Below are 24448 nucleotides of genomic sequence, written 5' to 3'. Positions count from 1 at the left end.
TCCTCAGAGCCTGTAGAAGTCGGTGTAGTGGTTCGGCGAGAACCAGACGGCGCCGGTGCTGCGGTTCACGACGATCCGGTAGGCGTCGCGGGCGGCGCCCTTCGCCCGGGAGTACACGTCGTACTCGTAGTACGTGGCGCCGCTCGGAAGCTCGCCTTCGCGGTTGTAGAAGCGCCCGCCCGTGTAGTTGTACCTGCCGTCGGGCCAGGAGTACCAGCCGCTGCTGGTGGGGTAGCCCTTGGAGGCCCACACCGAGTTCGCGTAGCGCGCGTCGGAGCACCGGGAGATGGTGCAGGAGCTGTAGACCGAGGCGCCGGCGGGAGCGACGCCGACCAGGACGGTCATGGACGTGATGGCGGCGATCAGGACGGCCAGTCGGGCCGGCCAGGAAGGACGACGGCGGGGCGGAGTGTGCACGAAGCCTCCTTGCGGGGGTGCCAGGCGGACACCAGTAAGGATCACCGTCAGAACGGGTCAAATAAAGCCATAGATCGCCAAAGGTACGGTGAACTCTTCCGCCCACTCTCCCGGACGCGCGGATCGCGACGGCACCGCCCGCGTGAGCCGGCACTGATGCACACGCTGGAGGAGTACGCGACGACACAACGGTCACTACGAGGGGCTCTCAGTGGCCGCGGGGCACGTACATGATGACCGCGACCCCGGCGAGGCACACGAGGGCCCCGAGCACGTCGTACCGGTCGGGCCGGTAACCGTCCATCACCATGCCCCAAGCCAGCGAGCCGGCGACGAACACCCCGCCGTACGCCGCGAGGATGCGCCCGAAGTGCGGGTCCTGCTGCAGGGTCGCGACGAACCCGTACGCGCCGAGGGTGAGCACGCCGAACCCGATCCACGCCCAGCCACGGTGCTCGCGCACACCCTGCCACACGAGCCACGCGCCCCCGATCTCGAGGACGGCGGCCAGGACGAACAACACGACGGAACGCACGACGGTCATGCAGGCGAGGCTATTGGTCGGGGACCCGAGCGCCGAGTTCGTGCCCCTGGTCGAAGCCCCGCGGGCTCCAGCGCTCGGCGAGCAGCGGGTGGACGGGGACCGAGGTGGTGGCGGTCTTGACGGAGTTCATCGGGGCTTTCCTCTCCCGTCCGCGGGGCGGTCGCCCTCGCGGACGTCGTCGCCGGTTATGGCCGCGGACGCTGCCGCGGGGGGTGCTCAGGCGGCGATGGTGGCGTGCATCTCCCAGACGAGGATCTCGGCGGGCTCGGTGGCGGTGACCCGCTGCCCGCCGGTGGCCGTGAAGCGGACGGCGTCGCCGGTGTTCAGCGGGCCGGCTCCTTCGAGGGTCACCGCGCCGCGCGGCACGAACAGGTGGAGGAACGGCGCCTCCGGCAGTTCGACGCTCTCGCCGGCCTGCAGGCGGGCGGCGTGGAGCGCGGCGTACCTGTTCTTGATCCGGATGGCCGAGACGCCGTCGTGCTTGTCCATGCCGCTCGCCACGGGCACCAGACCGCCGGCCAGGAGGTCGCCCTCGATCTCGAGCTGCTCGTACCCCGGAGTGATGCCGGCCTCGTCCGGGACGACCCACATCTGCACGAAGTGAACGGGCTCGTCGTGCTCCGCGCCCCCCTGCAGCCGCCAGGAGTCGTTCTTCTCGGAGTGCAGGATGCCGGTGCCCGCGCTCATCCGCTGGGCGAGGCCCGGGTAGATGACGCCGGAGTGGCCGGTCGAGTCCTGGTGCACCAGAGATCCGCGCATGACCCAGGTCACAATCTCCATGTCCCGGTGCGGGTGGGTGTCGAACCCGGTGCCGGGCCGGACGATGTCGTCGTTGTTGACGAGCAGGACGCCGTGGTGGGTGTTGCGCGGGTCGTGGTGCCCGCCAAAGGAGAACGAGTGCTTGGAGTCCAGCCAGGCGATCCTGGTGGTGAAGCGGTCCTCGGCACGGCGGACGTCCACCTTCGGGGCCGGCATCGTGGCGGTCATGGCACTCCCCTTCGTCGAGATCGGTCGCCTCCGGGACGGACCCGGCGGCGCCTCTGGTAGATGACCCATCATCTACGCGCCTCACAACATAGATGATGCATCATGCATTCCGCCATATCCATGATGCGTCATCGAAGGACGTAGGCTCGGGTACATGAGCACTCCCCGGTGGCTCGACGAGGACGAGCAGCGAGCCTGGCGGGCCTACATGCGGATGCAGGGCCGGTTGACGGCCCACCTCAACCACCGGCTGCAGGCCGACTCCGGTCTGTCCCTCGCCGACTACGAGGTGCTCGTGCTGCTGACCGACGTGCCGGACGGGCGGCTGCGGCCGTTCGAGATCCAGCGCGGCCTCGACTGGGAGCAGAGCCGCCTGTCCCACCACCTGAGCCGGATGCAGCGCCGGGGCCTGATCGCCCGGGAGGAGTGCGCCGAGGACGGCCGGGGCGCGCTGGTCGTGCTGACGGACGAGGGCCGCCGCGCGATCGGCGCGGCGGCCCCCGCTCATGTCGAGACGGTACGGCGGGTGGTCTTCGACGGGCTCTCCGAGGAGGAGGTCACGGCGCTCGAACGGCTGTCGTCGCGGGTGCTCGACCGGATCGAGGCAACCGGCACCCCGGCTCCCCCGGCGGCCGGCCACACGTCCCGCGACCACGGGCGGGACGGCTGACGGCCGCCTGGAACGGCGCCCGTCATTCGGCCTCGGCCATGGCGACGGGGGCGGCCCGGCCCACCGAGCCGGTCCGCTCGCGCCGCCACGGCCCCTGGAAGAGGAAGACGGCGGGGGCGAACAGGACGAGGCAGACGAGGCTGACGATCAGCCACACCTGCCAGCTCGTGGCCTCGACCACCTGCGGGATGACCAGCAGCCCGATCACGGCGATGGCCTTGGTGAGGAACCCGAACAGCCCCCACGCCGTGCCCTGCAGGCGCGGGTCCACGTCCTCGGCGTCCTCGGAGTAGTTGGCCATCCAGGGCGCGTACGCCACGCCGAGCGAGCCGCCGAGCAGGGCGCCGGTGATCATGAGCGTGCCCGTGGAGACGTTCTCCTGGCCGAGGCAGTACGCGAGGTAGGCGGTGATGACCACGGCGGCGACCGTCCCGCCGAGCGCGAACGGCTTGCGCAGGCCGGTGCGGTCCGAGACTCGGCCGGCGGCGATCACGGTGATCAGGTTCAGACTCCAGAAGACCGCCATGATCGTGGACGCCTCGGCGGCGGAGATCCCGAGGGCGCCCACGAGCATCGTCTGGCCGAACAGGGAGAGCGTGATGTAGAGCACGAGCCACAGCGAGATGCCGACCACGTGGGCCCAGATCGTGCGGCGGGCGAACAGCGCGGAGACCCGGGCGGGCCGGATCAGGTCGACGACGCGGGCCGCCCTGCGCTCGGTGAGCTGGATCCGGGCCCGCAACTCCGGCGACAGGTCGGCGATGTTGAGGGCGATGACGATGGAGATGACGAGCGAGAAGCAGCCCATGATGACGAACTGCGACCGCCAGGACTCGTGGAAGATCGGCAGCGTCCAGCCGGCGACGGCCGCGGCGAGGAAGTTCGCCCCCACGGGCCCCCACGTCCAGAAGCCGAAGGCCTGCGCGCGGCCCACGCGAGGCGAGAAGTCGCGCACGAGGGGCGCGGTGCTCGCCATCGCCACACCGTCGACGAACGCCAGCAGGATCCGGGCGATCAGCAGGTCGCGCGGGCTGTGCACGAGCGTCATGACGAAACAGCAGACGGCCGTGAGCATCATCAGCGGGACCAGCAGGCGGACCCTCCCCACCTGGTCGGTGAGCCTGCCCCCGACGGCCGAGGCGAGGGCGCCGGAGACGGCGGCCACCCCGGAGACCGCGCCGTACGTCGCCAGGGACATGTGGAGGTCCTTCAGGAGCAGGGGGACCACAGGGGCGATCTGCGCCTCGTAGGAGCCGATGAGGATGGCCAGGACGGCCATCGTGAGGATCTTCATGCGGCGGGCACCGGTCGGGTACTCGTCCAGTTCGCGTACGTAGGACAGGCTCATCGAACGCCTTTCTCCTCAGTCCCCCCGCCGGGCAGTCGAGTTCTAGAAGTTAGCTCTAGAATTCATTTCCACGAATGCTCCGCCCTCTCACCGTCCACGTCAAGGGGTCGTGAGCAGGTCCCGCGGCCCGGCCGGTCGCTAGAATGGCGTTCTAGGATTACGACGAGGAGTGCCGTGGACATCACCCAGGAGCTCGCCGGACTGAACGCCGCCTTCGACCACACGGCCGTCGCCGCACCCCGCATCAGGGACCTGCTGCCCGTCTACCTGGACCTGCTGGGAGGGGCGTATGTCGGCGGGGGCGACAACACGGCCAACGGCTACCGCACGCTGCAGCTCCGGTACGCGAACGGAAGCAAGATCGAGCTGATGGAGCCGCTCGCGGGGTCGTCCTTCTTCGACAGCTTCTTCGAGCTCACCCGGGGCAGGGGCGGCGTCCACCACCTCAACTTCCACGTGTCCGACATCCACGCGGCCGTGGACCTGCTGCGCGAACGGGGCTACCGGCTGTTCGGCCTCAACCTGGCCGAGCCGCGCTGGCGCGAGGTGTTCCTCCACCCGAAGGAGGCGCACGGCGTGCTGATCCAGCTGGCCCAGCCGGGTCCGCGCAACCCCGAGCCGCTGCCGTCGCTGGCCGACCTGCTGGCCGGGCACGGCCGGCGCGGCACCGGCATCCCCAGCCCCTGACCCCGGGCAGCCGGGGACGGTCGCGTCTCGCCAAACTCTAGATTCGGGTTCTAGAATCTAACTCTAAAAGCTGCCGCGCCGGAGGAGAACGCATGGCCGCCCCGTCGAAGCCCGTACCGAGACCGACCCCGGACACCCAGCCGTTCTGGGACGGCACGGCCGCGGGCGAGCTCCGCGTCCAGCGCTGCCGCGCGTGCTCGCGGCACTACTTCTATCCCCGGCCCGGCTGCCCCCACTGCGGGTCGGGCGACGTCGAGTGGGTGACGGCGAGCGGCCGGGCGACGCTGTACTCGTACGTGATCAGTCACCGCCCCGCGCCCGGGTTCGAGGACGACGGGCCGTACGCCATCGCCGTCGTGGAGCTGGAGGAGGGGGTGCGGATGATGACCAACATCGTCGGCACCGAGATCACGCCGGCGAACCTGCCGCTCGACATGGGCCTCCGGGTGGTCTTCGAACGCCGAGGGGACGTGCACGTCCCGCTGTTCCAGCCCGAGGAGCCCGAGGAGGCCGCCCGATGACCGTCGTGATCGCCGGAGCGGCCGAGACGGACGAGGTCGGCAGGCTGCCCCACCTCTCCACGACCCAGCTCCACCTGGAGGCCGCCCGCAACGCGCTCGCCGACGCCGGGATGACCAAGGATGACATCGACGGCGTCGCGACCGTGGGGGTCCCCGGGCCCGTCCAGATCGCCCACGCCCTCGGCATCACCCCGTCGTGGCTCGACGGCACCGGCGTCGGCGGCTCGTCGTTCCTCTTCCACGTGCGGCACGCCGCGGCGGCCGTCCGCGCCGGGCTGTGCACCACCGTCCTGATCACGCACGGCGAGTCGGGCCGGTCCCGCGTCGGCGCGGCCCGCCCCGCGCTCGGCCCCGACAGCCTCGCCGGCCAGTTCGAGCTGCCGTACGGCGTGCTGGGGCCGGCCACGATGTTCACGCTGACCGCGCTGCGCTACATGAAGGAGACCGGCCTCACCCACGAGCAGCTCGCCGAGGTCGCCGTCGCCCAGCGGCGCTGGGCCCACCGCAACCCGCGGGCGATGTACCAGGACCTCGTCACGGTCGAGGACGTCCTCGCCTCGCGGATGGTCGCCTACCCCTTCCACCTGCTGGAGTGCTGCCTCGTCACCGACGGGGGCGGGGCCCTGATCGTCACCTCGGAGGAGCGCGCCCGGCGGTCGCCGGTGTACCTGCTCGGGTCCGGCGAGTCGGCCGAGTCGCCGATCATCTCCCAGATGGCCGACTTCACCACCTCGCGGGCCTTCCGGGTGTCGGGAGAGGCGGCGTTCGCCGAGGCGGGGATCGCACACGACGACGTCGACCACCTCATGATCTACGACGCCTTCGCCCACGTCCCGCTCTACGGGCTGGAGGACCTCGGCTTCGTCAAGCGCGGCGAGGCCGGCCCCTTCGTCGCCGAGGGGCACACGTCCCCCGGCGGCCGCCTGCCCATGAACACCAACGGCGGCGGGCTGTCCTACACCCACACGGGGATGTACGGCATGTTCGCCATCCAGGAGTCGGTGCGGCAGCTCCGCGGGGAGGCCGCGGCGCAGGTGCCCGGCGCCGAGGTGAGCGTCGTGCTCGGCAACGGCGGGATGTTCGCCTCGGCCGCCACCCTCGTCCTGTCCGGCCACCGGCCCTGACCCACGCGGAACGCCCCGGGGTCGTACGGCCCCGGGGCGCTCGGCCTGGACGCGGCGATCGGCCGGTCAGGCGCGCCAGGTGACCAGGGCGTCCAGCGCCTCCACGCGGGATCCGGCCACCAGCAGGGGGTTGATCTCCAGGGACTCCAGACGGTCGCCGAGGCTCTCGGCGACGGCGGCGACGCGGGCCACCACGTCGGCGACGGCGTCCAGATTGGCCGGTTCGGTGCCCCGGGCGCCCTCGAGGAGACGGCGGCCGCGCAGCTCGCCGAGGGCCCGGCGGACCTCCGCCGCGTCCACCGGCAGGACGCGCAGCGCGGTGTCGCGCAGCACCTCGACCCAGACCCCGCCCAGGCCGACGGCGAGGGTGAGGCCCCAGGCGGGGTCCCGCACGACGCCGACGAGCAGCTCGACGCCGCCGCTCCGCTGGGGCTGGACCAGCGTGGCGCCCGCGGCCACCCCGGCGGACTCCAGGGCGCCCATGACGGCCCGGAAGGCCGCCCGGACGTCCTCGGGACCACGCAGGCCGAGCCGTACGCCGCCGATGTCGCTCTTGTGCCCCAGCCCCTCGGCCGCGGCCTTGAGGACCACCGGGTACCCGAACTCGCCGGCCGCGGCCACGGCGGACTCCTCGTCGTCCACGAGCCGGGACGGCACCACGGGCAGCCCGGCCGACGAGAGCAGGGCGGCGGCGCGGTGCTCGGCCCAGACGCCGCTCGCCCCCTCGACACCGGCTCCCGGGGGCGCGGGCGCCGCGGCGGGCTCCGGCCCGGCGGCGCGGGCGAGTGCCTCCCGGTGCCACCGCGACCACCGCACCGCCGCGCCGATGGCGTGCATCCCGTGCTCGATGCCGCCCACGACGTACGGGAAGCCGGTCCTCTCCTGGACGGTCCGGCCGAACTCGGTGACGTCGGTCAGCACGTTGCTCACCACGACGACGGGCACGGGGGACGCGGCGATGCGCCTGGCGCTGGCCGTGAACAGGGTGAAGGTCGGCTCCGGGTCGGGCGGGGCCAGGCGCGGCGGCTCCGACAGCAGCATGACCGCGTCGACGCCCGGGTCGGCGGTCACCGCCTCCAGCGCCCGTCCCAGCAACGTCCTGTCGATCAGGATGTACCCGGTGACGTCGAGCGGGTTCTGCACGGTGCCGAAGGACGGCACGATCGTCTCCAGCCGGGCGACCGTCTCCGGCGCGAACGGCGGCAGTTCGAGCCCCTCGTCCTCGGCCCGGTCGGCGATGATCTCCGAGGCGCCGCCCGAGGGTGTGACGACCCCGATCCGCGGGCCCGGCAGCGGACCCGACGCGGCCAGCAGCCCGGCCGTGATGATGAGGTCCTCCAGCGAGCGCACCCGGACGATCCCGAGCTGACGGAAGACGGCGTCGATGACGGCGTCGTCGCCCACGAGCGCCCCGGTGTGGGCCTGCGCGGTGCGCGAGGCCAGCCCGCTGCGCCCGATCTTCAGCGCCACGATGGGCTTGCCCGCGAGCAGCGCCCTGCGCGCCACCCGGGAGAACTCGGCGGGGTCGCGGACCGACTCCAGGAACAGGGCGATGGCCCGGGTCGCCGGGTCGTCCACCAGGTGGTCGACGACGTCGGTGACCGTGACGAGCGACTCGTTGCCCATCGAGGTGAGCAGGCTGACGCCGACGTTGCGGGCCTGCGCGAAGCCGAGGACGGAGCTGGCCAGGGCGCCGCTCTGCAGCACCACGCCCACCGACCCGCGCAGCAGCGGCGAGGGGATGGGCAGGCCGTACGGGGTGATGCCGGCGGCGGCGTTGATGAAGCCGTTGCCGTTCGGCCCGAGCACGGTCAGGTGGTTCTCCCGGGCGAAGTCGACGACCTCCCGCTCCAGCTCCGCGCCCTCCGGGCCGGCCTCGGCGAAGCCGGCCGTGAGGATGACGTACCCGGTGATGCCCAGCTTGGCGCCCTCGCGGAGCACCGACAGCACCGCGGCGGTGGGAACCATCACGTACGCGAGGTCGACCATGCCGGGGATGTCGGACAGGCTCCGGTACGCCGGTTCCCCGTGCACCACCCCGCCGCGCGGGTTCACCAGGTGGACGGGGCCGGAGAAGCCGTGCGTGCGCAGGTTCGCCAGCGTGCTGATCGACCAGCCCGACTTGTCGGTCGCGCCCACCAGCGCGATGGAACGCGGGTTGAACAGCGTGTCGAGCGACATCTCACTCTCCGATGGTGCCGAGACGGGCGTGACCCCTGATCAGGTTGCGGGCGATCGTGCGCCGCTGGATCTCGTCGGTGCCCTCGAAGATGCGCAGCAGCCGGAGCTCCCGGTACCAGCGCTCGATCGGGAGCTCCTTGGTGTAGCCCATCCCCCCGTGGATCTGCAGCACACGGTCGACGACCTGGTTGGCCATGACCGCGCCGTTCAGCTTCGCGATCGACGAGGCGTGCCGGGCGTCCATGCCTTGCTGCACGCGCCAGGCGGCGTGGAGCGTCAGCCACTTGGCCGCCTCGATCTCCACCTGCGAGTCGGCGATCATCCACTGGATCGCCTGGTACTCGGCGATGGGCCGGCCCATCGACGTACGGATCTTGGCGTAGTCGACGGCCATCTGGAGCATCCGCTCGGCCGAGCCGACGGCCCTGGCGGGGATCATGTACCGGCCCTGGCCGATCCACTGCATGGCGAGGTCGAACCCCTTGCCCAGTTCGCCGAGGATGTTCGCCTCGGGCACCCGGACGTCCTCGAACACCAGCGAGGCCGGGCCCCACTGCCCCATCGTCGGGATCGGCTCGGACTTCCAGCCCATGTCGCGGTCGACGAGGAAGCAGGTGACGCCGCCGTTCGCCCCCTTCTCGGGGTCGGTGACGGCGAACACCATGACGAAGTCGGCCTCGTTGCCGCCGGTGATGAAGGTCTTCTCGCCGTTGACGACCCACTCGGCGCCGTCCTTGACCGCCCGGGTCCGGATGTTGCGCGCGTCGGATCCGGCGCCGGGCTCGGTGATGGCGAAGCAGGACCGGCGCTCGCCCTCGATGGTGGGGATGAGGTAGCGCCGCTTCTGCTCCTCGTTGCCGCCGTAGAGGATGTTGTCGGCCGAGCCGCCGAAGCTGAACGGCACGAAGGTGCGCCCCACCTCCATGGCGATGATCGCCGACATGACGGGCCCGAGGGCCGCCCCGCCGTACTCCTCGGGGGTGTTGATCCCCCAGAAGCCCATCTTCTTCGCCTTGAGCCGCAGGTCCCGCAGGATCTCGGGGTCGAGAGCGGGACGGCCGGCGCGCTCGTTGCGCAGCACCTCGGCTTCGAACGGCATGACCTCCCTCTCGACGAAGGAGCGGATGGTGTCGCGGATCTGCCGTTCCTCCGGGCTGAGGGAGAAATCCATACCGCACTCTTTTCTAGAATGAGCCTCTAGTATTGCGGCTTCCAGCGTCGGCTTTCGTGGCGGTGCTGTCAACCCTGCCGCCGAACACAATTCTAGAATTCGAAGGATTAGGATGAGGGGCGTCGACCCGAGGAGCGAGATGGCACGCAAGGCAGGCGGGAGGGGCGGATCCTGGGAGTGGAGCCGCACCGCCGAGACCCGCAGGAGCATGCTCCAGGCGGCTCGCGAGGTCTTCTCCGAGCACGGCTTCGCCGACGCGAACGTGTCCGACGTCGTCGAGCGCGCCGGCTCCAGCGTGGGAAGCCTCTACCACCACTTCGGCGGCAAGACGGAGCTGTTCCTCGCCCTGTGGGAGGAGCACCAGGCCGCGCACGAGGAGGCCGCCGCCTCGACCGTCGCCGCCGCCAGGCAGGCGGGCGTCAAGGACCCGGTCGAGCTGTTCATCGCCGGGGCGAAGGCCTTCCTCGAAGGGTCCTGGAAGCGCCGCGACCTGGTCCGCCTGTTCATGGACGGCCACGGCCCGCCGGGGTTCGAGCTCATGCGCCGCACCCGGGGCAGGGCGTGGGTGCGGCAGAACGCCGTGCTGCTCGGGGCGGGCAGCACCCCGGCCGACCGTCTCATGGTCTCGGTGCTCACCAGCGTGATCGGCGAGGCGGGCCGCGAGGTCGCCACCAGCGAGACCGAGGAGGAGGCCCTGGAGGTCGTCGACGCGGCGGTCGAGCTCATCCGCCGCTTCGGCGCCCCCTGGCCGGCCGCCTCACCGTCGTGACAGCGGGGATCACACGGGGCGGACGGTGGCCCTGCCCCGGTCGATCACCACGGTCCCGTCGTCCTTCGCCGTCCGGAACAGGACGGACGGCCCGTCCACCCAGATCGACACCGTCAGCGGCTCGCCCGGCAGGACCGGGCGGCTGAACCGGCCCGACATCGCCACGAGCCGGGCGGGGTCGGAGCCCGCCACCGCGTGGAGGAGCGCCCGCCCGGTCACGCCGTACGTGCACAGGCCGTGCAGGATGGGCCGGTCGAAACCCGCCCGCGCGGCGAACGCGGGGTCGGAGTGGAGCGGGTTGCGGTCGCCGGACAGCCGGTAGAGCAGCGCCTGGTCGGGATGTGTGGGGTAGGTGACCTTGTGGTCGGGCGGCCCCTGCGGCTCGGCCCACTCGTCGCGCGGTCCGCGACCGCCGCCGAAGCCGCCCTCGCCGCGGATGAAGACCGCGCTGCGGGAGGTGACCATCGGCTCTCCCGTCTCGGCGTCGACGGCGCGGGCCTCACTGGTCACGAGCGCGCCCGACCCCTTGTCGTAAACGCCGGTCACCGTCGAGGTGGTCCTGACCCTGCCCTCGGGCGGGATCTCGCGGTGCGCCTCGAAGCTCTGCTCGGCGTGCACCAGCATGGCCGGGTCGAAGTCACCCAGGCGGCGGCCGGCCGGGGCCTGGGCGACCAGCACCGCGAAGGTGGGCAGCACGCGCTGCCGGAGCCCGGCGCTGTTCTCGGTGGTGAAGGCGAGCTCGGCGGTTCCGGCTCCGACGCCCAGCGCGTACAGCAGCGTGTCCTTCGACGTCCACGACCGCTCGTACGGCGGGCTCTCCAGGCCGATCACCCCGTGGTCGAGGGGCATGTCAGTCCTCCCCGTTCGGGATCCGGCCGCTGGTGAGGGCGTTCGGGGCGGCCTTGTCCACCAGGGCGGGGACGACCTCGCCCAGCTCGGCCGGGTCCCATCGGGCGCCCTTGTCGACACCGGGGCCCGCGTGCCAGCCCTCGGCCACGCTGATCATGCCGCCGCGCACGTTGAACACCCGTCCGGTGATGCCCCGGGACTGCGCGCTGCCCAGCCACACGACCAGCGGTGCGATGTTGTCCGGCGCCGAGGGGTCGAACCCGTCCTCAGAGGAGGGCCGGCGGCCCGGGACGAGGTTCTCCGTCATCCGGGTGAGCGCGGCCGGGGCGACGGCGTTGACCGTCACGCCGTACCGGGCGAGCTCCTTGGCCGCGATGATCGTCAGCGCGGCGATGCCGGCCTTGGCGGCGCCGTAGTTGGCCTGGCCGGCGTTGCCGTAGATGCCGGACGACGACGTGGTGTTGACGACGCGCGCGTCGACCGGCTCGCCGTCCTTCGCCCGGGCCCGCCAGTACGCGGCCGCGTGCCGCAGCGGGGCGAACGTGCCGCGCAGGTGCACGCCGATCACGGCGTCCCACTCCTCCGGCGTCATGTTCACGATCATGCGGTCGCGCAGGATGCCCGCGTTGTTGACCAGGACGTGCAGGTCGCCGAAGCGCTCGATCGCGGTCCTGACCAGCCGCCCGGCGCCCTCGAAGTCGGAGACGTCCTCCCCGTCGACGACGGCCTCGCCGCCCATGGCCCTGATCTCCTCGACGACCTCTCCGGCCGCCCCGGTGGAGGAGCCCGTGCCGTCGACCTCGGCGCCGAGGTCGTTGACCACGACCCTGGCGCCCTGGCGCGCGAACTCCAGGGCGTGCCCGCGCCCGATGCCCCGCGCCGCTCCCGTGACGATCACCACGCGGCCTTCCATGATCCCGCCCATGCGCCCCTCCCTTGACCCGACCTCGGTGTGAATATGATTCTAGTATTGAAGTCTAAAAATTGACCAGGGAGGGGCCGGTCATGATCCAGCTCGCCGGGCGATGACGACCACGTCGGGAACGGTGACGACACAGATCGGCGAGCGGGAACGGCTCCGCCACGCCTGGCGGACGCTGTCAGTGGTGAGCATGGCGAGCGTGCTCACCGCGCTCGGCGGCAGCGCGCTCAACGTCGCCCTTCCCCAGGTCGTACGGCAGACGCACGCGAGCGCCGACGCGGCGAGCTGGATCCTGCTCGCCTTCCAGCTCACGACCACCGTGCTCATGGTGGTGTTCGGGCGGCTCGCCGACCTGTTCGGACGGCGCGCCATGTACCTGGGCGGGCTGGCCACCTACACCGCGGCCAGCCTGCTGGCCGGGTTCGCGCCGGACGCGTGGCTCATCGTGGGGCTCCGGGTGGTCCAGGCCGCCGGGGGCGCGATGCTCCTCACCAACAGCGCGGCGCTGGTCACCGACGCCTTCCCGAGGTCGCGGCTCGGCGAGGGCATGGGCGTCTACACCGCCTCGTTCTCCATCGCCCAGCTCGCCGGGCCCACGCTCGGCGGCCTGTTCAGCGAGCACCTCGGCTGGCGCTGGGTGTTCTGGTACAACGTGCCGATCGGCGTCGCCTGCCTGGTCTGGGGAGCGGTCGCGCTGCACCCCGGCCGCCCGGCCGTTCGGGACAGGGGTCTCGATCTGCCCGGCAACGCGCTCATCCTGGCCTGCCTCGGCGGCCTGCTGCTCGCGCTGTCGGAGGTCACCAGGCTCGGCTGGGACCACCCCCTGGTGGTCTCGGGCCTCGCCGTCTTCGCCGTGACGCTCCCGCTCTTCGCCGTACGTGAGCTGCGCGCCCGCCATCCGGTCGTGGACCTGCGCATGTTCCGCGACGCGCCGTTCGCGCTCGGCACGCTCGCGTCCTTCCTCAACTCGGTCGCCCGGGTCGGGGTGGTGTTCCTCGTGTCGCTGTTCTTCCAGGCGGTGCACGGCGAGGACCCGGTGCGGGCGGCGCTGAAGGTGCTCCCGCTGTCCGTCGCCGCCATGGGCGCGTCGGTGGCGTCCGGCTTCCTGCAGCGCCGGCTGAGCGCGCGGACCGCCGCCATGATCGGCACCGCGCTGACCACGACAGGCCTGCTCGCCCTCCTCGCCGTGGTCTCCCCGGACGCCTCGTACGTCCCGATCTCGGCCGCCCTCGTGCTGGTGGGGGTGGGCTCGGGGCTGTTCCTCCCGTCCAACACCACGGCGATCCTGCACGGGCTGCCCTCGAACCGGCTGGGGATCGTCAACGCCATGCGGCTCATGCTCCAGAACACCGGCGTCGTGGTCGGCACGGCCCTGGTCCTGTCGATCATCACGGTGCCGCTGCCGGCCGCCCTGCACGAGTACGTCTTCGCGGGCACGCTCTCGCACGTCTCGCCGGCCGGGGTCGCGCAGCTCGTGACCGGCTACCGATGGGCACTCGGGTGCATGACCGCCATCTCCGCCCTGGCCGTGCTCACCTGCGTGACGCGGAGGCGGGCGGGCTGACCCCGCCCGCCCGCCGGGTCACCGGCGCACGCAGGGGGCGCCGTTGAGGGTGAACGCCGCAGGGGCCGGATTGGAGCCGCTGTAGCTCGCCTGGAAGCCGACGCTCACCGTGCCGCCGTTGGCCCCGATCACGCCGTTCCAGCTCGCGTTCCTCACCGTGACCTGCGAGCCCGACTGGGTGGCGACGCCGTTCCAGGCATTGGTGATCTTCTGGTTACCGGCGAAGGCGAACGCCAGGGTCCAGCCGTCGACCGGGCCGCCCAGGCCGTTGGCGATCGTCACGTCCGCGGTGAACCCGCTCCCCCAGTCGTTGGTCTGGTACGTCACCGTGCACGGCGGGGACGTCGGGCTGGGCGACGGCGACGGCGACGGGCTCGGGCTGCGGGTCGGCGAGGGAGACGGCGACGGGCTGGGGCTGCGGGTCGGCGAGGGAGACGGCGACGGGCTCGGGCTGCGGGTCGGCGAGGGGGACGGGCTCGGGGTGCCGCCGCTCTTGGCCGCCATCCGGGCGGAGTGGGCGCGGAACACGGCCAGCGCCGGGTCACCGCTCTTCACACTGTGCTGGTCACCTCCGGCGTTCTTGTCGGGGTACCACCAGAACGCCGACCCGTCGCCGTCCCTCGCCTCGAAGTCGGCGTAGAGCTGGGTCCACCAGGTGACCCGGTCGGCGTTCCCCTCGGTGTTGAACTCGCCCATGAAGAACGGCTTGCCGACGACGTCGTGGGAGTCGGAGATCCACCGGCCGATGAGCGCCTTGGTCTGGTCGAGCGTGAGGTTGGCCCAGCCGGCGTTCGGATAGGGGTGGGCCGAGGTGAAGTCGACGTACGGCGACTGGTGGATGTAGACGAACGGGTTGCCCTCGTCGCCGCCGAAGCCGTACCGGGACTCGTGGCCCTCCATGCCGGTGCCGAGCAGGTGGTTGGGGTCGATGCCCTTGACGTACGCCCCCATCTCGTCGACCCACTTGCGCAGCGTGGCGCCGCTCTTGTTCTCGTCGGCGCTGACGTCCTGGTAGCGCGGCTCGTTCATGAGCTCCCAGGCGAAGATGGCCGGCTCGTCCTTGTACTTGACGCCGCTGTAGTGGTTGGTCCGGTTGAGGGCGTAGCTGACGTAGTTCTTGTACTGGGTGAAGCAGCCCGGGCACTTCGTCTTGTCGAAGAAGACGGCGCGGCCGGGGTGCCCGCCGCTCAGTCCCTCCCACGCCAGCCGGGTGTCGATGCCGCCGTACGCCTCCCAGTAGTTCTCGAACACCGGGATGAGCCGGATGTCGTGCGCCTTGGCCGACTCGATGACGTAGTCGAACAGGGCGAACTGCTGGTCGTTGTACACGCCCTTCGCGGGCTCGAAGCCGTGCCAGCTCTCGTGGCTGAACATCCACAGCCGCAGCACGCTCACCTTGTCGGCCTGCAACTCGGCCATGTGGGCGTCGATGCGCGCCTTGTCCATGTACTGCGTCTCGGTGTCCCCGTAGCTGCCGCCGTAGGTGAACACGTCGTAGGTGTTGGCCCCGGCGAAGTAGTAGGTCCTGCCGTTCAGGCAGAAGTGGACGCCGCAGCGTTGCACGAAGCCCGAGATCGCCGCCTGCGCGGCCGAGTGGGACAGCGCCACCGTGCCGGCCGCGAGGGCCAGAACCAGCGACACCAGCAGATGGACCGGCCGGAAGCGTCGTCTCATGGGACTTCCTCATCGCGCGGCGGCGTACGGGAGCGGTTCGCACGAAATACGCCGCGCGCCCCCTCCCGCAACCACCCCCGCCGCCGGCGCGTCCCGCGCCCGCTCCGACCTGCGTGAAGGCGGTCGCGAGCGGGGACGGCCGGTGAAAGTTACACCCGCGCTTTACCGGTCAAGCCGCGCGGGAACGGGGTCACTCCTCGATGGCGCCGCCCACCGCGCGCAGGTGGTCGCGGAAGGTGAGGGACGGCTCCTGTCGCCGCCGTTCGAGGTAGGCGCCGAACCCGACCTGGTCGCGCAGTGTGCCGCCCTCGCGGATCCGCTCGGCCTGGCGGCGCTCGGTGTCGCGGATCGCCTCCGCCCGCGTGAGCACCTCGCCGGCGCGGTCGGCCGGCACGAAGAGCACGCCGTCGTCGTCGCCCAGCACCAGATCCCCGGCGCTCACGGTCCAGTCACCCACGACGGCGGACTCCAGGGCGCCGGGACCCCGCGGGTCCAGGCGGAGCGGTCCGGTGGGGAGCGCGCCGAGGCTGAAGACCGGCAGCCCGATCGCCAGGATGTCGGCGGTGTCGCGATGGAGGCCCCAGATCACACGCCCTCCAGGCCGGCCGCGCGCGCCTCCAGGACGACCAGGTCGCCGACGCACGCCTCGTCGAGCCGTCCGCCGTTGTCGACCACGAGCACGTCCCCCGGCGCCGCCCCCTCGAACGCCTCTAGGAAGACGTCGACGCTGCCGGCGTGCCGCGCCGGGCACACCCGGCCCGCCACCCGGCCGCCCGTCACCACCGGCCGGACGCCCGCGGGAGCGCAGCGCACCGGGACGCCGCAGCGGACGCACCCGTCCGCCACGTGCGCCGTCGTCAGGCCCGCGAACCGCTTCCGGAGCTCACCGTGATCCATGCCGTGCCGCCTCTCGCTCGACTCCTCCGCGCGTGCGACGTCGCGCGCGTCGCCGACACCGAGGCTCGCACGAAGGGATCCGTCCGGCGGCGGGAGGGCCTCTAGAATGATGTTCTATGGCGATGTACGTCCCCCTCGGCCCGGGGCGCTACCGGGCGACCGAGCACACCCAGGGCCCCTGGGATCCCCGGCAGCAGCACATGGGACCGGTGACCGCGCTCATCGCGCACGAGCTCGAACGCGCCCCCGGCCTGCCGCCGGCGAAGCTCGCCGTGGAGATCCTCGCCCCCGTCCCGGTCGGCGACCTGGAGGTCCGTACGGAGACCATCAGGGACGGCCGGCGCGTCCGGTGTGAGGGCGCGACCGTGACCGCCGGCGGTCGGGAGGTGGTCCGGGCCACGGCCTGGCGGATCAGGGAGGACGCGACGCCGGCCGCCGGCGTCTCGCCCCTGCCCGCGCCGGTCCCGCCGCCCGGGCAGGGCGACGGCTCGTGGCTGTCGCGCGGGTTCGGGTACGGCAGGGCGATGGACTGGCGCTTCGTCAAGGGCGGCCCGGACGAGACCGGGCCCGCCCTGGTCTGGGGGCGCTGCCGCGTCCCGCTGGTGGAGGGCGAGGAGATCACGCCGCTGGAGCGGCTGGCGGTCTTCGCCGACAGCGGCAACGGTGTGAGCGGCGCGCTCGATTTCGCGACGCACCTGTTCGTCAACGTCGACCTCACGATCTCGCTGTTCCGGGCGCCCGCCGGCGAGTGGTTCTGCCTGGACGCGAGCACGACGATCGGGCCCTCCGGCCGGGGGCTGACCCGCTCCACGCTTTTCGACGAGGACGGGGAGGTCGGCGCGGCGTCCCAGACGCTGTTCGTCGCCCCGCGGTCCGCAGGCTGAGCCGGCCCTCGCCGCGGGCGCTCGGGTAGCTTGCCGTCCATGGTGCGTTGGATCTGGGTGTTCGTCGACCGGCCGCGGGAGAGCTTCGCGGAGAGCGCGGCGTTCTGGACGGCGGTCACCGGAACCCGGCTGTCGGCCCGCCGGGGGGACGACCGGGAGGTCGCGACGCTGCTGCCGCCGGAGGGCGACGCGTGCGTGAAGCTCCAGGGGGTCCGCGAGGGGGGCGGGGCCCATCTCGACCTGGAAGTGGACGACGTCCGCGCGGCCGTGGCGGGCGCCCTCGACGCGGGCGCCGCCGTCGTCGCCGACCACGGGGAGTGGGCGGTCCTGCGCTCCCCCGGCGGCCAGGCGTTCTGCCTCGGGCCGTGGTCGGGAGCCGCCCGGCGGCCCTCCCCGGTGGAGGCGAGCCGGCTCGACCAGATCTGCCTCGACATCCCGCCCGCCGCGTACGACGACGAGGTCGCGTTCTGGACGGCGGTGACCGGATGGCCGGTCCTCACAGGCGCGCATCCCGAGTTCAGGGCGCTCAGGGGGCCCGGCATGCCGGCGCGCGTCCTGCTCCAGCGGCTCGGGGACGACCGGCCCGCCTCGGCCCACGTCGACGTCGCCTGCGCCGACCCGGAGGCCGCCCGCCTGCGGCACGAGGCCCACGGGGCGAAGCGGGTGGCCGGCGGGCCGTCCTGGATCGTCATGCGCGACCCGGCCGGCGGCCTCTACTGCCTCACCCACCGCGACCCCGTGACCGGCTCCCGGCCCTCCTGACGAGGCCCCGGCGCGCGGGCGAAGAGCCCCTGTGGCCTCACCCGCCGCGACCTCCTGAAGATTTTCCCCGGGGCCTGTCGAGAATCCGTGCACCTCTCCGACCTTTCTGTGAACGCCGCCAACGGCGGCGCCCCACACGGACTGGAAGGACGCGAACCATGACGCTCGACCACGCACCCGCCCTGACCGGTGAGGTCGTCCAGCCGGGCGACGACGCATACGAAGGGCTCCGCCGCACCCTCATCCGAGTCGGCAGCCCCGCCTATGTCGTGCGCTGCCGCGACGCCGCCGAGGTCGCGGCGGCGGTCCGCTTCGCCCGGCGGGAGGGGCTGACGCTGTCGGTGCGCAGCGGCGGCCACAGCACGGCCGGTTTCGGCACCAACGACGGCGGCCTGGTCGTCGACGTCTCCCCCATCGACGGCGTCGAGGTGATCGGCGGCCCGGACGACCTGGTGCGGATCGGCACCGGCGCCCGGTGGGGCGAGGTGGCCCGGGCCCTCGCGCCGTACGGGCTCGTCCTGTCCTCCGGCGACACCGCCTCCGTGGGGGTGGGCGGGCTGCTGCTGGGCGGCGGGATCGGCTGGCTGGTCCGCAAGCACGGCCTCGCGCTCGACCACCTGGTTGCCGCCGAGGTGGTCACGGCCGACGGGCGGATCCTGCGCGCGTCGGCCGACGAGAACGCCGACCTGTTCTGGGCCCTCCGCGGAGGCGGCGGCAACTTCGGGGTGGTCACCTCGTTCGAGGTGTCCGCCCGGCGCCAGGGCGACGTCACGGTCGCCCGCGTCGCCTACCCCGCGAGCGAGGCGGCGGAGGTGCTCCGGGCCTGGCGCGACGTCGTGCGTTCCGTGGGCGACGACCTCACCTCCACGGCCCACCTGTTCCCCGCGTTCGGCGACGACGCCCCGGCCACCCTCATGATCACCTCCTGCTACGCGGGCGACGACCCAGCGGCGGTCGAGCCGCTCACCCGCCTCGGCACGGCGCTGAGCAAGGACGTCGCCACCGTCCCGTACGCCGAGGTGCTGGAGGAGATCTCGGAGCTGCCGCCGGGGTGGCGGCCGATCGTGCGCAACCGGTTCGCCCGGTCGCTCGGCGACGCGCTGATCGACACGGTGACGGCCCACGCCGGCGACGTGCCGATGACGGTCTTCGAGTTCCGGATGATCGGCGGCGCCATGAACCGCGTCCCGTCCGGCGCGACGGCCTTCGCCCACCGCGACGCCGAGATCATGCTGACCACGGTCGTCCTCGGCGGGCCGGCGGAGCACGCCCCGATCCTCGGCGACTTCGAGGCGCTGTGGCGCAGGCTCGCGCCGCACACCTCCGGCGCGTACGTCAACTTCCTCAGCGACATCGCCCCCGGCGACCTCGCCGCCGTCTACCCGCCCGGCACGTACGAGCGGCTCGTCGCCGTCAAGCGCGCCTACGACCCCGGCAACGTCTTCGACCAGAACCTCAACGTATCGCCGGACGCCTGAGAAGGGACCTCCGTCTCTGGTCATCACGGCCCCGATAATGGACACTCGACACGTAAAGCCAGAAAGGAGCACTCGCGTCGAGGTCATGAGGTGGCGTAAGGGCTGGGGACGCGAGGAGTTCCACACGAGACGGCGGCGGCTGGCCGCCATGGCCCCCACGATCGCCCAGTGCGCGATCGGCGCGGCCCTCGCCTGGCTGGTGGCGCGGCACGCCCTGGGGCACCCCCGCCCGTTCTTCGCCCCCATCGCGGTCGTGATCTGCATCGGCGTGTCGCTCGGGCAGCGGCTGCGCCGCCTGGGGGAGCTCGTGGCGGGCGTCAGCCTCGGCGTCGGCGTCGGTGACCTGCTCGTCTCCCGGATCGGCTCCGGCGCGTGGCAGATCGCGCTCGTCGTCGCCCTGGCCCTGGCGGCGGCGGTGATCCTCGACACGGGCTCGCTGATCCTGATCCAGGCCGGCTCGTCGGCCGTCCTCGTCGCGACCCTGCTGCCGCCCACGGGCAGCGGCGGCTTCGACCGCATGATCGACGCGCTCACGGGAGGGCTCGTGGGCATCGCGATGGTCGCCCTGCTTCCTCCGGACCCGCTCGCCCTCGCCCGGCAGCACGCCGCGGCGATCTTCGACGCGCTGGCCGGGGCGCTGGAGGCCACGGCCGAGGCGATCGAGAGCAGCGACCCCGCCCACGCCGCCGACGCCCTGGAGTCGGTCCGGGGCAGCCAGGGCTCGGTCGAGGCGTTCCAGCAGGCGCTCGAGACCGGGCGGGAGGTGGCGGCCATCTCACCGCTGCGCTGGCGCCGCCGCCGGTCGCTCGACCGCTACCTGTCCGCCGGCACGCCGCTCGACCACGCCCTGCGGAACGCGCGGGTGCTGGCCCGCCGCACCCTGGCGGCCCTCCGGGACGGCGAGCGGATCCCGCCGGAGGTGGTCGAGGGGCTGCGCCTCATGACGGGCGCGGTGCGGCTGCTGGAGGAGGAGCTCGCCGGGACGCGGCCCCCCGGCGAGTCCCGGCGGGTCGCGCTGGCCGCCGCAGAGGCCGTGGGCCCCGTCCTGACCGGCGGCGCGGGGCTGTCCACCCACGTGGTGGCCGCCCAGGTGCGGTCGATGAGCGTCGACTTCCTCAGGGCCACCGGAACGGACACCGCCGCCGCCACGGCCGCCCTGCCCCCGGTCTCGGCGGCCGGCGCCCCCGACGCCTGAACGCGTACGCTCCGCTCTGGTTCGGCAGCCCCGGCGCGCTGCCGGCGCCGCTGCTCACGGCCCGCGCGGCGGCTCCGCGTCCCGGCGGGCCGGGGCGAGCGGCGCCGCCGGGACGGACGTGACGACGCGGCAGGGTGTCCCGTCGCCCGTCAGGCGGCGTCGAGGCGGGCGAGTTCCTCGGCCGAGAGCTCCAGGTCCACGGCCTTGACCGAGTCGCGGATGGTCTCCGGACGCGAGGAGCCCGGAATGGGGATCACGACGGGCGCCTTGGCCAGCATCCAGGCCAGGCACACCTGCTGCGGGCTGACCCCGTGGTCGCGGGCCACCTCCGCGAACGGCGCGAACCGGGAGCCCAGCTCGCCCGCCTGGGAGATGCCGCCCAGCGGGCTCCACGGCAGGAACGCGACGTCCATCTCCGCGCACAGCTCCAGCTCCGGCTCGCTGGAGCGGAAGGCCGGCGAGAACTGGTTCTGCACACTCACCAGGCGGCCGCCGAGGATCTCGTTCGCCTGCCTGATCTGGTCGGGGTTCGCGTTGGAGATGCCGGCGAACCGGATCTTGCCGGCGTCCAGCAGGTCACGGATCGCCCCGACCGACTCGCCGTACGGCACCCGGGGGTCGGGCCGGTGGAACTGGTAGAGCCCGATGGCGTCCACGCCCAGCCGCTTGAGCGACTCCTCGCACGCCTCCTTCAGGTGCTCGGGTGAGCCGTCGAGCGTCCAGGAGCCGTCGCCGGGCCGCAGGTGGCCGCCCTTGGTCGCCACCAGGACGTCCGAGGTGTCCCCGCCGTAACTCGCGAGCGCCCGCGCGATGAGCGCTTCGTTGTGGCCGACCTCGTCGGCGTGAAGGTGGTAGGCGTCCGCCGTGTCGATCAGCGTGACCCCTTCGTCCAGGGCCGCGTGGATCGTCGCGATGGACCGCTGCTCGTCGGGCCGCCCCTCGATGGACATCGGCATTCCCCCGAGGCCGATCGCCCCGACCTGCACGTCGCCGATACGCCGCGTCCGCATGAGTTCCTCCCACTTACAGGACATAGTTCGGTTTCCATCCTCGGAGCCACCCCTTCAGCCCGTCCAACACCGCCTGATGATCGGCGCCAGCACGGTTCGTGATAGCTCCTATAGTTGACATCAACTATTCAGGAATGGATAGTCAGGAGCAACCACGACGAAGGGGACAAGAACATGGCTGCTGTCCGAACGGCTCTGGTCATCGGCGGCGGGATCGCCGGCCCCGTCACGGCGCTCGCCCTGCGCCGGGCCGGCATCGAGGCGACCGTCCACGAGGCGTACACGGGGACGGCGGACGGCGTGGGCGGCCAGCTCACGATCGCCCCGAACGGGCTCGCCGCGCTCGCGGCCATCGGAGCCGACGAGCCCGTGTGGGCGGCCGGGCAGCCGATGGACCGCACGGTCATGGCCGACGGCCGGGGCAGGCCGATCGGGGAGTTCCCCGGACTGCCGGGCCTGCCGCCCAGCCGCGCGATGTGGCGGTCGGACCTCTACCGCGCGCTCCGCGACCACGCCACGGCGCACGGCGTCCCGATCGAGCACGGCAGGCGGCTCGTCGGCGTCGACGAGGACGCGGACGGCGTCACCGCGCGCTTCGCGGACGGCGGCACGGCCAGGGCCGACGTGCTCGTGGGGGCGGACGGGGTCGCCTCGACCGTGCGCACGCTGATCGACCCCGCGGCTCCCGCGCCCCGCCACGTGCCACTGCTGAACTTCGCGGGGGCTGCCGACGTCGCCGTGCCCGCCGAGCCCGGCACGGCGTACTTCACGTTCGGACGGCGCGGGTTCCTCGGCTACTGGCTCGAGCCCGGCGGCCGGACGTCCTGGTTCGGCAACCTGCCGCACCGCGAGCCCATGACGATCGCCGAGGCCCGCCGGGTGCCGCCGGCGGAGTGGCTGCGCCGCCTGCGCGAGGCCTACGGGGACGACGTGCCGGCACGCGACCTGCTGCGGCACACCCCGCCCGAGCGGCTGGCCGCCCTCGGGACGCTGCAGATCATGCAGAGCGTCCCCCGTTGGCACCGCGGCCGCATGGTGCTCGTCGGCGACTCGGCGCACGCGCCGTCCCCGAGCTCGGGCCAGGGGGCGTCCCTCGCCATGGAGAGCGCGGTCGAGCTGGCCCGGTGCCTGCGCGACCTCCCCGACGCGCCCTCGGCGTTCGCGGCCTACGAGCGGCTGCGCCGGGCCCGGGTGGAGAAGGTCGCGGCCCGGGCCGCGAGGACCAACGCGGGCAAGACGATGGGGCCCGCGGCCGTCGCGATGATGCGCCTGCTGATGCCGCTGGCGACGCGGACGCTTCTCACGCCGGAGCGGACGCTCGGCGCCGAGCAGCGCCACCGGGTCGACTGGGACTCCCCCGTGGCCGTGCCCTGACCTGCGGACGGACGCACGTAGGGTGAACGCGTCCACCCCGCTCGACCCCCGGAGGACGACCCCCATGAGCACGCACGTCCACGTCCGCCTCGCCGACGGCCTGGCCGTCACCGAGGACGGCGACCTCGTCGAGCGGTACCGCTGCGGGTGCGGCGCCACCTGGACCCGCGTCTACCGCGCCGAGGAGGGCCGTCCGGAAGGCTGACCGGCGACCTGAGGTGCGAAAGCCGACTTTTGGGGCAGAGGGCCAAAAATCCCACTAGCGGCGCACGTGATGGAGCGGCCAGATGACGGACCTCGGGGAAGCGATGGCGGTCGGCGTCGAGGAGGAGTTCCACATCGTCGACCTGAGCACCCGGCAGCTCGTCCCCCGTGCCGGCGTCCTGCTCGAACAGTTACCCGCCGACCGCTACAGCCAGGAGCTCCAGCGTTCGGTGGTGGAGGCCAACAGCCGGCCGTTCGCCCGGCTGGAGGACCTCGCGGCGGACCTCCGCGGGCTGCGCCGGGGGGTGATCGAGGCCGCGGACGGCCTGGGCCTCGGCGTCGTGGCCGCCGGGACCGTGCCGCTGGTCGACCCCGAGACCATGAAGATCTCCCCGGATCCCCGGTACGAGCAGATGCTGGGCGACTACCAGGCGCTCGCCCGGGAGCAGCTGATCTGCGGGACGCAGGTGCACGCCGAGGTGCGGGACCGGGACCTGGCGGTGGCCGTCGCGCACCGCCTCACCCCCTGGCTGCCCCCGCTGCTCGCGCTCAGCTGCAGCTCGCCGTACTGGACGGGGTCCGACACCGGCTACGCCAGTTACCGGTCGCTCGTGTGGCAGCGCTGGCCCACCGTGGGCCCGTTCGGCCGGTTCGCGTCCGCCGCCGAGTACGACGCGCTGGTCGACGAGCTGGTCGGCTCGGGGGTGATCGGCGACCCCGGCATGCTCTACTTCGACGTCCGGCCGTCCGCCCACGTCCCGACCCTGGAGCTGCGGGTGTGCGACGCCTGCCCCCGGATCGGCGACATCGTGCTGATCGCCGGGCTGTTCCGCGCGCTGGTCGCCCGGGAGATCGAGGCCGCGGCGGGCGGACGGGGACCGGAGATCCGGCCCGAGATGGTGCGGGCCGCCTCGTGGCGGGCGGCGCGGTCGGGCCTGAAGGGGGACCTCGTCGACCCGGCCGACGGCGTGCCGCGGCCGGCCGCGGCGGTGGTGCGCGGCCTGCTGGACGGCCTGCGGCCGTACCTGGAGCGGTACGGCGACTGGGAGCTCGTCTCCGCCCTCGCCGCCGAGGCGCTGGCCTGCGGCGGCGCGGCCGCCCGACAGCGCGAGGCGTTCGGCCACGGCGGGCGGTTGACCGACGTCGTGGACCTGCTCCTCGCGGAGACGCGCGACGCGGACCCGCTCACCGGCACCCGGCGTCCGAGGGGGTAGGA

Annotated in this window: 23 protein-coding genes and 1 pseudogene; 13 read left to right on the top strand and 11 right to left on the bottom strand. The window is 72.8% G+C overall.

All coding sequences use genetic code 11. The features are described 5' to 3' along the window. Positions 1 to 3 precede the first annotated feature (3 nt). The 3 genes from MPTA5024_RS33755 to MPTA5024_RS33745 all read right to left on the bottom strand — a co-directional run bounded on the left by MPTA5024_RS33755 (position 4) and on the right by MPTA5024_RS33745 (position 1948). Complete coding sequence (locus MPTA5024_RS33755; RefSeq protein ID WP_036331794.1) at positions 4 to 417, bottom strand: ribonuclease domain-containing protein; 414 nt, start codon at positions 415 to 417, stop codon at positions 4 to 6. Between the two features lie 208 nt (positions 418 to 625). Then, the gene (locus MPTA5024_RS33750; RefSeq protein ID WP_036331792.1) at positions 626 to 961 is read right to left on the bottom strand and encodes a YnfA family protein; all 336 of its coding nucleotides are present in this window, start codon (positions 959 to 961) and stop codon (positions 626 to 628) included. A gap of 216 nt (positions 962 to 1177) precedes the next feature. Next, a complete protein-coding gene (locus tag MPTA5024_RS33745) occupies positions 1178 to 1948 on the bottom strand; it encodes a pirin family protein (RefSeq protein ID WP_036331790.1) in 771 nt (256 codons plus the stop codon). Positions 1949 to 2102: 154 nt separating this feature from the next. Here MPTA5024_RS33745 and MPTA5024_RS33740 point away from each other — a divergent pair, with 154 nt between their 5' ends. Then, a complete protein-coding gene (locus MPTA5024_RS33740) occupies positions 2103 to 2618 on the top strand; it encodes a MarR family winged helix-turn-helix transcriptional regulator (RefSeq protein WP_051458979.1) in 516 nt (171 codons plus the stop codon). A 22-nt stretch (positions 2619 to 2640) separates the two neighbouring features. Here the strand turns inward: MPTA5024_RS33740 and MPTA5024_RS33735 are convergent, their stop codons facing one another. Then, positions 2641 to 3966: an MFS transporter gene (locus MPTA5024_RS33735; RefSeq protein WP_051458978.1), complete on the bottom strand. Its 1326-nt coding sequence runs from the start codon at positions 3964 to 3966 to the stop codon at positions 2641 to 2643. A gap of 174 nt (positions 3967 to 4140) precedes the next feature. On the opposite strand from MPTA5024_RS33735, the gene MPTA5024_RS42955 reads away from it, so the two are divergent. From MPTA5024_RS42955 to MPTA5024_RS33720, 3 genes are all read left to right on the top strand, one after another. After that, positions 4141 to 4653 (top strand): VOC family protein, encoded by a 513-nt coding sequence (locus tag MPTA5024_RS42955; RefSeq protein WP_051458977.1) that lies wholly within the window; start codon positions 4141 to 4143, stop codon positions 4651 to 4653. Between the two features lie 92 nt (positions 4654 to 4745). Further along, positions 4746 to 5174, top strand: coding sequence for a Zn-ribbon domain-containing OB-fold protein (locus MPTA5024_RS33725; RefSeq protein ID WP_036331789.1), 429 nt, complete (start codon positions 4746 to 4748; stop codon positions 5172 to 5174). Next, positions 5171 to 6298 (top strand): thiolase C-terminal domain-containing protein, encoded by a 1128-nt coding sequence (locus MPTA5024_RS33720; protein ID WP_036331788.1) that lies wholly within the window; start codon positions 5171 to 5173, stop codon positions 6296 to 6298. Before MPTA5024_RS33725 ends, MPTA5024_RS33720 begins: the two co-directional genes overlap by 4 nt. Positions 6299 to 6364: 66 nt before the next feature. On the opposite strand, the gene MPTA5024_RS33715 is transcribed toward MPTA5024_RS33720, so the two are convergent. Both MPTA5024_RS33715 and MPTA5024_RS33710 read right to left on the bottom strand, forming a co-directional pair. Next, entirely contained in the window at positions 6365 to 8479 is a 2115-nt protein-coding gene (locus MPTA5024_RS33715) for an acetate--CoA ligase family protein (RefSeq protein WP_036331787.1), read from the bottom strand. A 1-nt stretch (position 8480) separates the two neighbouring features. Continuing rightward, complete coding sequence (locus MPTA5024_RS33710; RefSeq protein ID WP_036331786.1) at positions 8481 to 9650, bottom strand: acyl-CoA dehydrogenase family protein; 1170 nt, start codon at positions 9648 to 9650, stop codon at positions 8481 to 8483. Between the two features lie 139 nt (positions 9651 to 9789). Here MPTA5024_RS33710 and MPTA5024_RS33705 point away from each other — a divergent pair, with 139 nt between their 5' ends. Further along, positions 9790 to 10419: a TetR/AcrR family transcriptional regulator gene (locus MPTA5024_RS33705; protein ID WP_036332156.1), complete on the top strand. Its 630-nt coding sequence runs from the start codon at positions 9790 to 9792 to the stop codon at positions 10417 to 10419. Between the two features lie 9 nt (positions 10420 to 10428). On the opposite strand, the gene MPTA5024_RS33700 is transcribed toward MPTA5024_RS33705, so the two are convergent. Further along, the gene (locus MPTA5024_RS33700) at positions 10429 to 11268 is read right to left on the bottom strand and encodes a MaoC family dehydratase (protein ID WP_036331785.1); all 840 of its coding nucleotides are present in this window, start codon (positions 11266 to 11268) and stop codon (positions 10429 to 10431) included. Position 11269: 1 nt separating this feature from the next. Then, on the bottom strand, positions 11270 to 12193 hold the full coding sequence (locus tag MPTA5024_RS33695; protein WP_036331784.1) for an SDR family oxidoreductase: 924 nt from the start codon (positions 12191 to 12193) through the stop codon (positions 11270 to 11272). Between the two features lie 121 nt (positions 12194 to 12314). Here MPTA5024_RS33695 and MPTA5024_RS33690 point away from each other — a divergent pair, with 121 nt between their 5' ends. Next, entirely contained in the window at positions 12315 to 13754 is a 1440-nt protein-coding gene (locus MPTA5024_RS33690; RefSeq protein ID WP_232326755.1) for an MFS transporter, read from the top strand. A gap of 18 nt (positions 13755 to 13772) precedes the next feature. Here the strand turns inward: MPTA5024_RS33690 and MPTA5024_RS42950 are convergent, their stop codons facing one another. Continuing rightward, complete coding sequence (locus MPTA5024_RS42950) at positions 13773 to 15428, bottom strand: cellulose binding domain-containing protein (protein ID WP_051458976.1); 1656 nt, start codon at positions 15426 to 15428, stop codon at positions 13773 to 13775. A gap of 190 nt (positions 15429 to 15618) precedes the next feature. Beyond that, positions 15619 to 16325: pseudogene (locus MPTA5024_RS33680) on the bottom strand (RraA family protein). A 116-nt stretch (positions 16326 to 16441) separates the two neighbouring features. Between MPTA5024_RS33680 and MPTA5024_RS33675 the strand changes: the two are divergent. The 4 genes from MPTA5024_RS33675 (at position 16442) to MPTA5024_RS33660 (ending at position 20644) form a co-directional block, all read left to right on the top strand. Beyond that, positions 16442 to 17209 carry a thioesterase family protein gene (locus tag MPTA5024_RS33675; protein ID WP_036331782.1) on the top strand — a complete coding sequence of 256 codons (768 nt, stop codon included), beginning with the start codon at positions 16442 to 16444 and terminating at the stop codon, positions 17207 to 17209. Between the two features lie 39 nt (positions 17210 to 17248). After that, positions 17249 to 17971 carry a VOC family protein gene (locus tag MPTA5024_RS33670; RefSeq protein WP_036331781.1) on the top strand — a complete coding sequence of 241 codons (723 nt, stop codon included), beginning with the start codon at positions 17249 to 17251 and terminating at the stop codon, positions 17969 to 17971. Positions 17972 to 18129: 158 nt separating this feature from the next. Further along, positions 18130 to 19449: an FAD-binding oxidoreductase gene (locus tag MPTA5024_RS33665; protein WP_036331780.1), complete on the top strand. Its 1320-nt coding sequence runs from the start codon at positions 18130 to 18132 to the stop codon at positions 19447 to 19449. A gap of 85 nt (positions 19450 to 19534) precedes the next feature. Next, positions 19535 to 20644: an FUSC family protein gene (locus MPTA5024_RS33660; protein WP_232326754.1), complete on the top strand. Its 1110-nt coding sequence runs from the start codon at positions 19535 to 19537 to the stop codon at positions 20642 to 20644. 149 nt (positions 20645 to 20793) lie between these two features. Here MPTA5024_RS33660 and MPTA5024_RS33655 read toward each other — a convergent pair whose 3' ends face one another. Next, a complete protein-coding gene (locus MPTA5024_RS33655; RefSeq protein ID WP_036331779.1) occupies positions 20794 to 21654 on the bottom strand; it encodes an aldo/keto reductase in 861 nt (286 codons plus the stop codon). A 174-nt stretch (positions 21655 to 21828) separates the two neighbouring features. On the opposite strand from MPTA5024_RS33655, the gene MPTA5024_RS33650 reads away from it, so the two are divergent. The 3 genes from MPTA5024_RS33650 (at position 21829) to MPTA5024_RS33645 (ending at position 24446) form a co-directional block, all read left to right on the top strand. Next, positions 21829 to 23028: an FAD-dependent monooxygenase gene (locus MPTA5024_RS33650; protein WP_036331778.1), complete on the top strand. Its 1200-nt coding sequence runs from the start codon at positions 21829 to 21831 to the stop codon at positions 23026 to 23028. A 64-nt stretch (positions 23029 to 23092) separates the two neighbouring features. Beyond that, the gene (locus MPTA5024_RS42945; RefSeq protein ID WP_198167544.1) at positions 23093 to 23233 is read left to right on the top strand and encodes a hypothetical protein; all 141 of its coding nucleotides are present in this window, start codon (positions 23093 to 23095) and stop codon (positions 23231 to 23233) included. An 82-nt stretch (positions 23234 to 23315) separates the two neighbouring features. Continuing rightward, positions 23316 to 24446: a carboxylate-amine ligase gene (locus MPTA5024_RS33645; protein ID WP_051458975.1), complete on the top strand. Its 1131-nt coding sequence runs from the start codon at positions 23316 to 23318 to the stop codon at positions 24444 to 24446. Positions 24447 to 24448 lie beyond the last annotated feature (2 nt).

It is taken from the genome of Microbispora sp. ATCC PTA-5024 (assembly GCF_000511135.2).
Taxonomy (GTDB): domain Bacteria; phylum Actinomycetota; class Actinomycetes; order Streptosporangiales; family Streptosporangiaceae; genus Microbispora; species Microbispora corallina.
Note: the sequence above shows the minus strand (reverse complement) of the source record. Positions and strands in the feature narration are given on the sequence as shown.

What these genes read in the sequence shown, in the direction of transcription:
- MPTA5024_RS33715 (WP_036331787.1), bottom strand. Translation starts at nt 8,479, where the DNA reads ATGTCGCTCGACACGCTGTTCAACCCGCGTTCCATCGCGCTGGTGGGC.
- MPTA5024_RS33660 (WP_232326754.1), top strand. Translation starts at nt 19,535, where the DNA reads ATGAGGTGGCGTAAGGGCTGGGGACGCGAGGAGTTCCACACGAGACGG.
- MPTA5024_RS33720 (WP_036331788.1), top strand. Translation starts at nt 5,171, where the DNA reads ATGACCGTCGTGATCGCCGGAGCGGCCGAGACGGACGAGGTCGGCAGG.
- MPTA5024_RS33655 (WP_036331779.1), bottom strand. Translation starts at nt 21,654, where the DNA reads ATGCGGACGCGGCGTATCGGCGACGTGCAGGTCGGGGCGATCGGCCTC.
- MPTA5024_RS33695 (WP_036331784.1), bottom strand. Translation starts at nt 12,193, where the DNA reads ATGGGCGGGATCATGGAAGGCCGCGTGGTGATCGTCACGGGAGCGGCG.
- MPTA5024_RS33735 (WP_051458978.1), bottom strand. Translation starts at nt 3,966, where the DNA reads ATGAGCCTGTCCTACGTACGCGAACTGGACGAGTACCCGACCGGTGCC.
- MPTA5024_RS33670 (WP_036331781.1), top strand. Translation starts at nt 17,249, where the DNA reads ATGGTGCGTTGGATCTGGGTGTTCGTCGACCGGCCGCGGGAGAGCTTC.
- MPTA5024_RS33675 (WP_036331782.1), top strand. Translation starts at nt 16,442, where the DNA reads ATGGCGATGTACGTCCCCCTCGGCCCGGGGCGCTACCGGGCGACCGAG.
- MPTA5024_RS33645 (WP_051458975.1), top strand. Translation starts at nt 23,316, where the DNA reads ATGACGGACCTCGGGGAAGCGATGGCGGTCGGCGTCGAGGAGGAGTTC.
- MPTA5024_RS33650 (WP_036331778.1), top strand. Translation starts at nt 21,829, where the DNA reads ATGGCTGCTGTCCGAACGGCTCTGGTCATCGGCGGCGGGATCGCCGGC.
- MPTA5024_RS42950 (WP_051458976.1), bottom strand. Translation starts at nt 15,428, where the DNA reads ATGAGACGACGCTTCCGGCCGGTCCATCTGCTGGTGTCGCTGGTTCTG.
- MPTA5024_RS33705 (WP_036332156.1), top strand. Translation starts at nt 9,790, where the DNA reads ATGGCACGCAAGGCAGGCGGGAGGGGCGGATCCTGGGAGTGGAGCCGC.
- MPTA5024_RS42945 (WP_198167544.1), top strand. Translation starts at nt 23,093, where the DNA reads ATGAGCACGCACGTCCACGTCCGCCTCGCCGACGGCCTGGCCGTCACC.
- MPTA5024_RS33740 (WP_051458979.1), top strand. Translation starts at nt 2,103, where the DNA reads ATGAGCACTCCCCGGTGGCTCGACGAGGACGAGCAGCGAGCCTGGCGG.
- MPTA5024_RS33750 (WP_036331792.1), bottom strand. Translation starts at nt 961, where the DNA reads ATGACCGTCGTGCGTTCCGTCGTGTTGTTCGTCCTGGCCGCCGTCCTC.
- MPTA5024_RS33700 (WP_036331785.1), bottom strand. Translation starts at nt 11,268, where the DNA reads ATGCCCCTCGACCACGGGGTGATCGGCCTGGAGAGCCCGCCGTACGAG.
- MPTA5024_RS33745 (WP_036331790.1), bottom strand. Translation starts at nt 1,948, where the DNA reads ATGACCGCCACGATGCCGGCCCCGAAGGTGGACGTCCGCCGTGCCGAG.
- MPTA5024_RS33665 (WP_036331780.1), top strand. Translation starts at nt 18,130, where the DNA reads ATGACGCTCGACCACGCACCCGCCCTGACCGGTGAGGTCGTCCAGCCG.
- MPTA5024_RS33710 (WP_036331786.1), bottom strand. Translation starts at nt 9,650, where the DNA reads ATGGATTTCTCCCTCAGCCCGGAGGAACGGCAGATCCGCGACACCATC.
- MPTA5024_RS33725 (WP_036331789.1), top strand. Translation starts at nt 4,746, where the DNA reads ATGGCCGCCCCGTCGAAGCCCGTACCGAGACCGACCCCGGACACCCAG.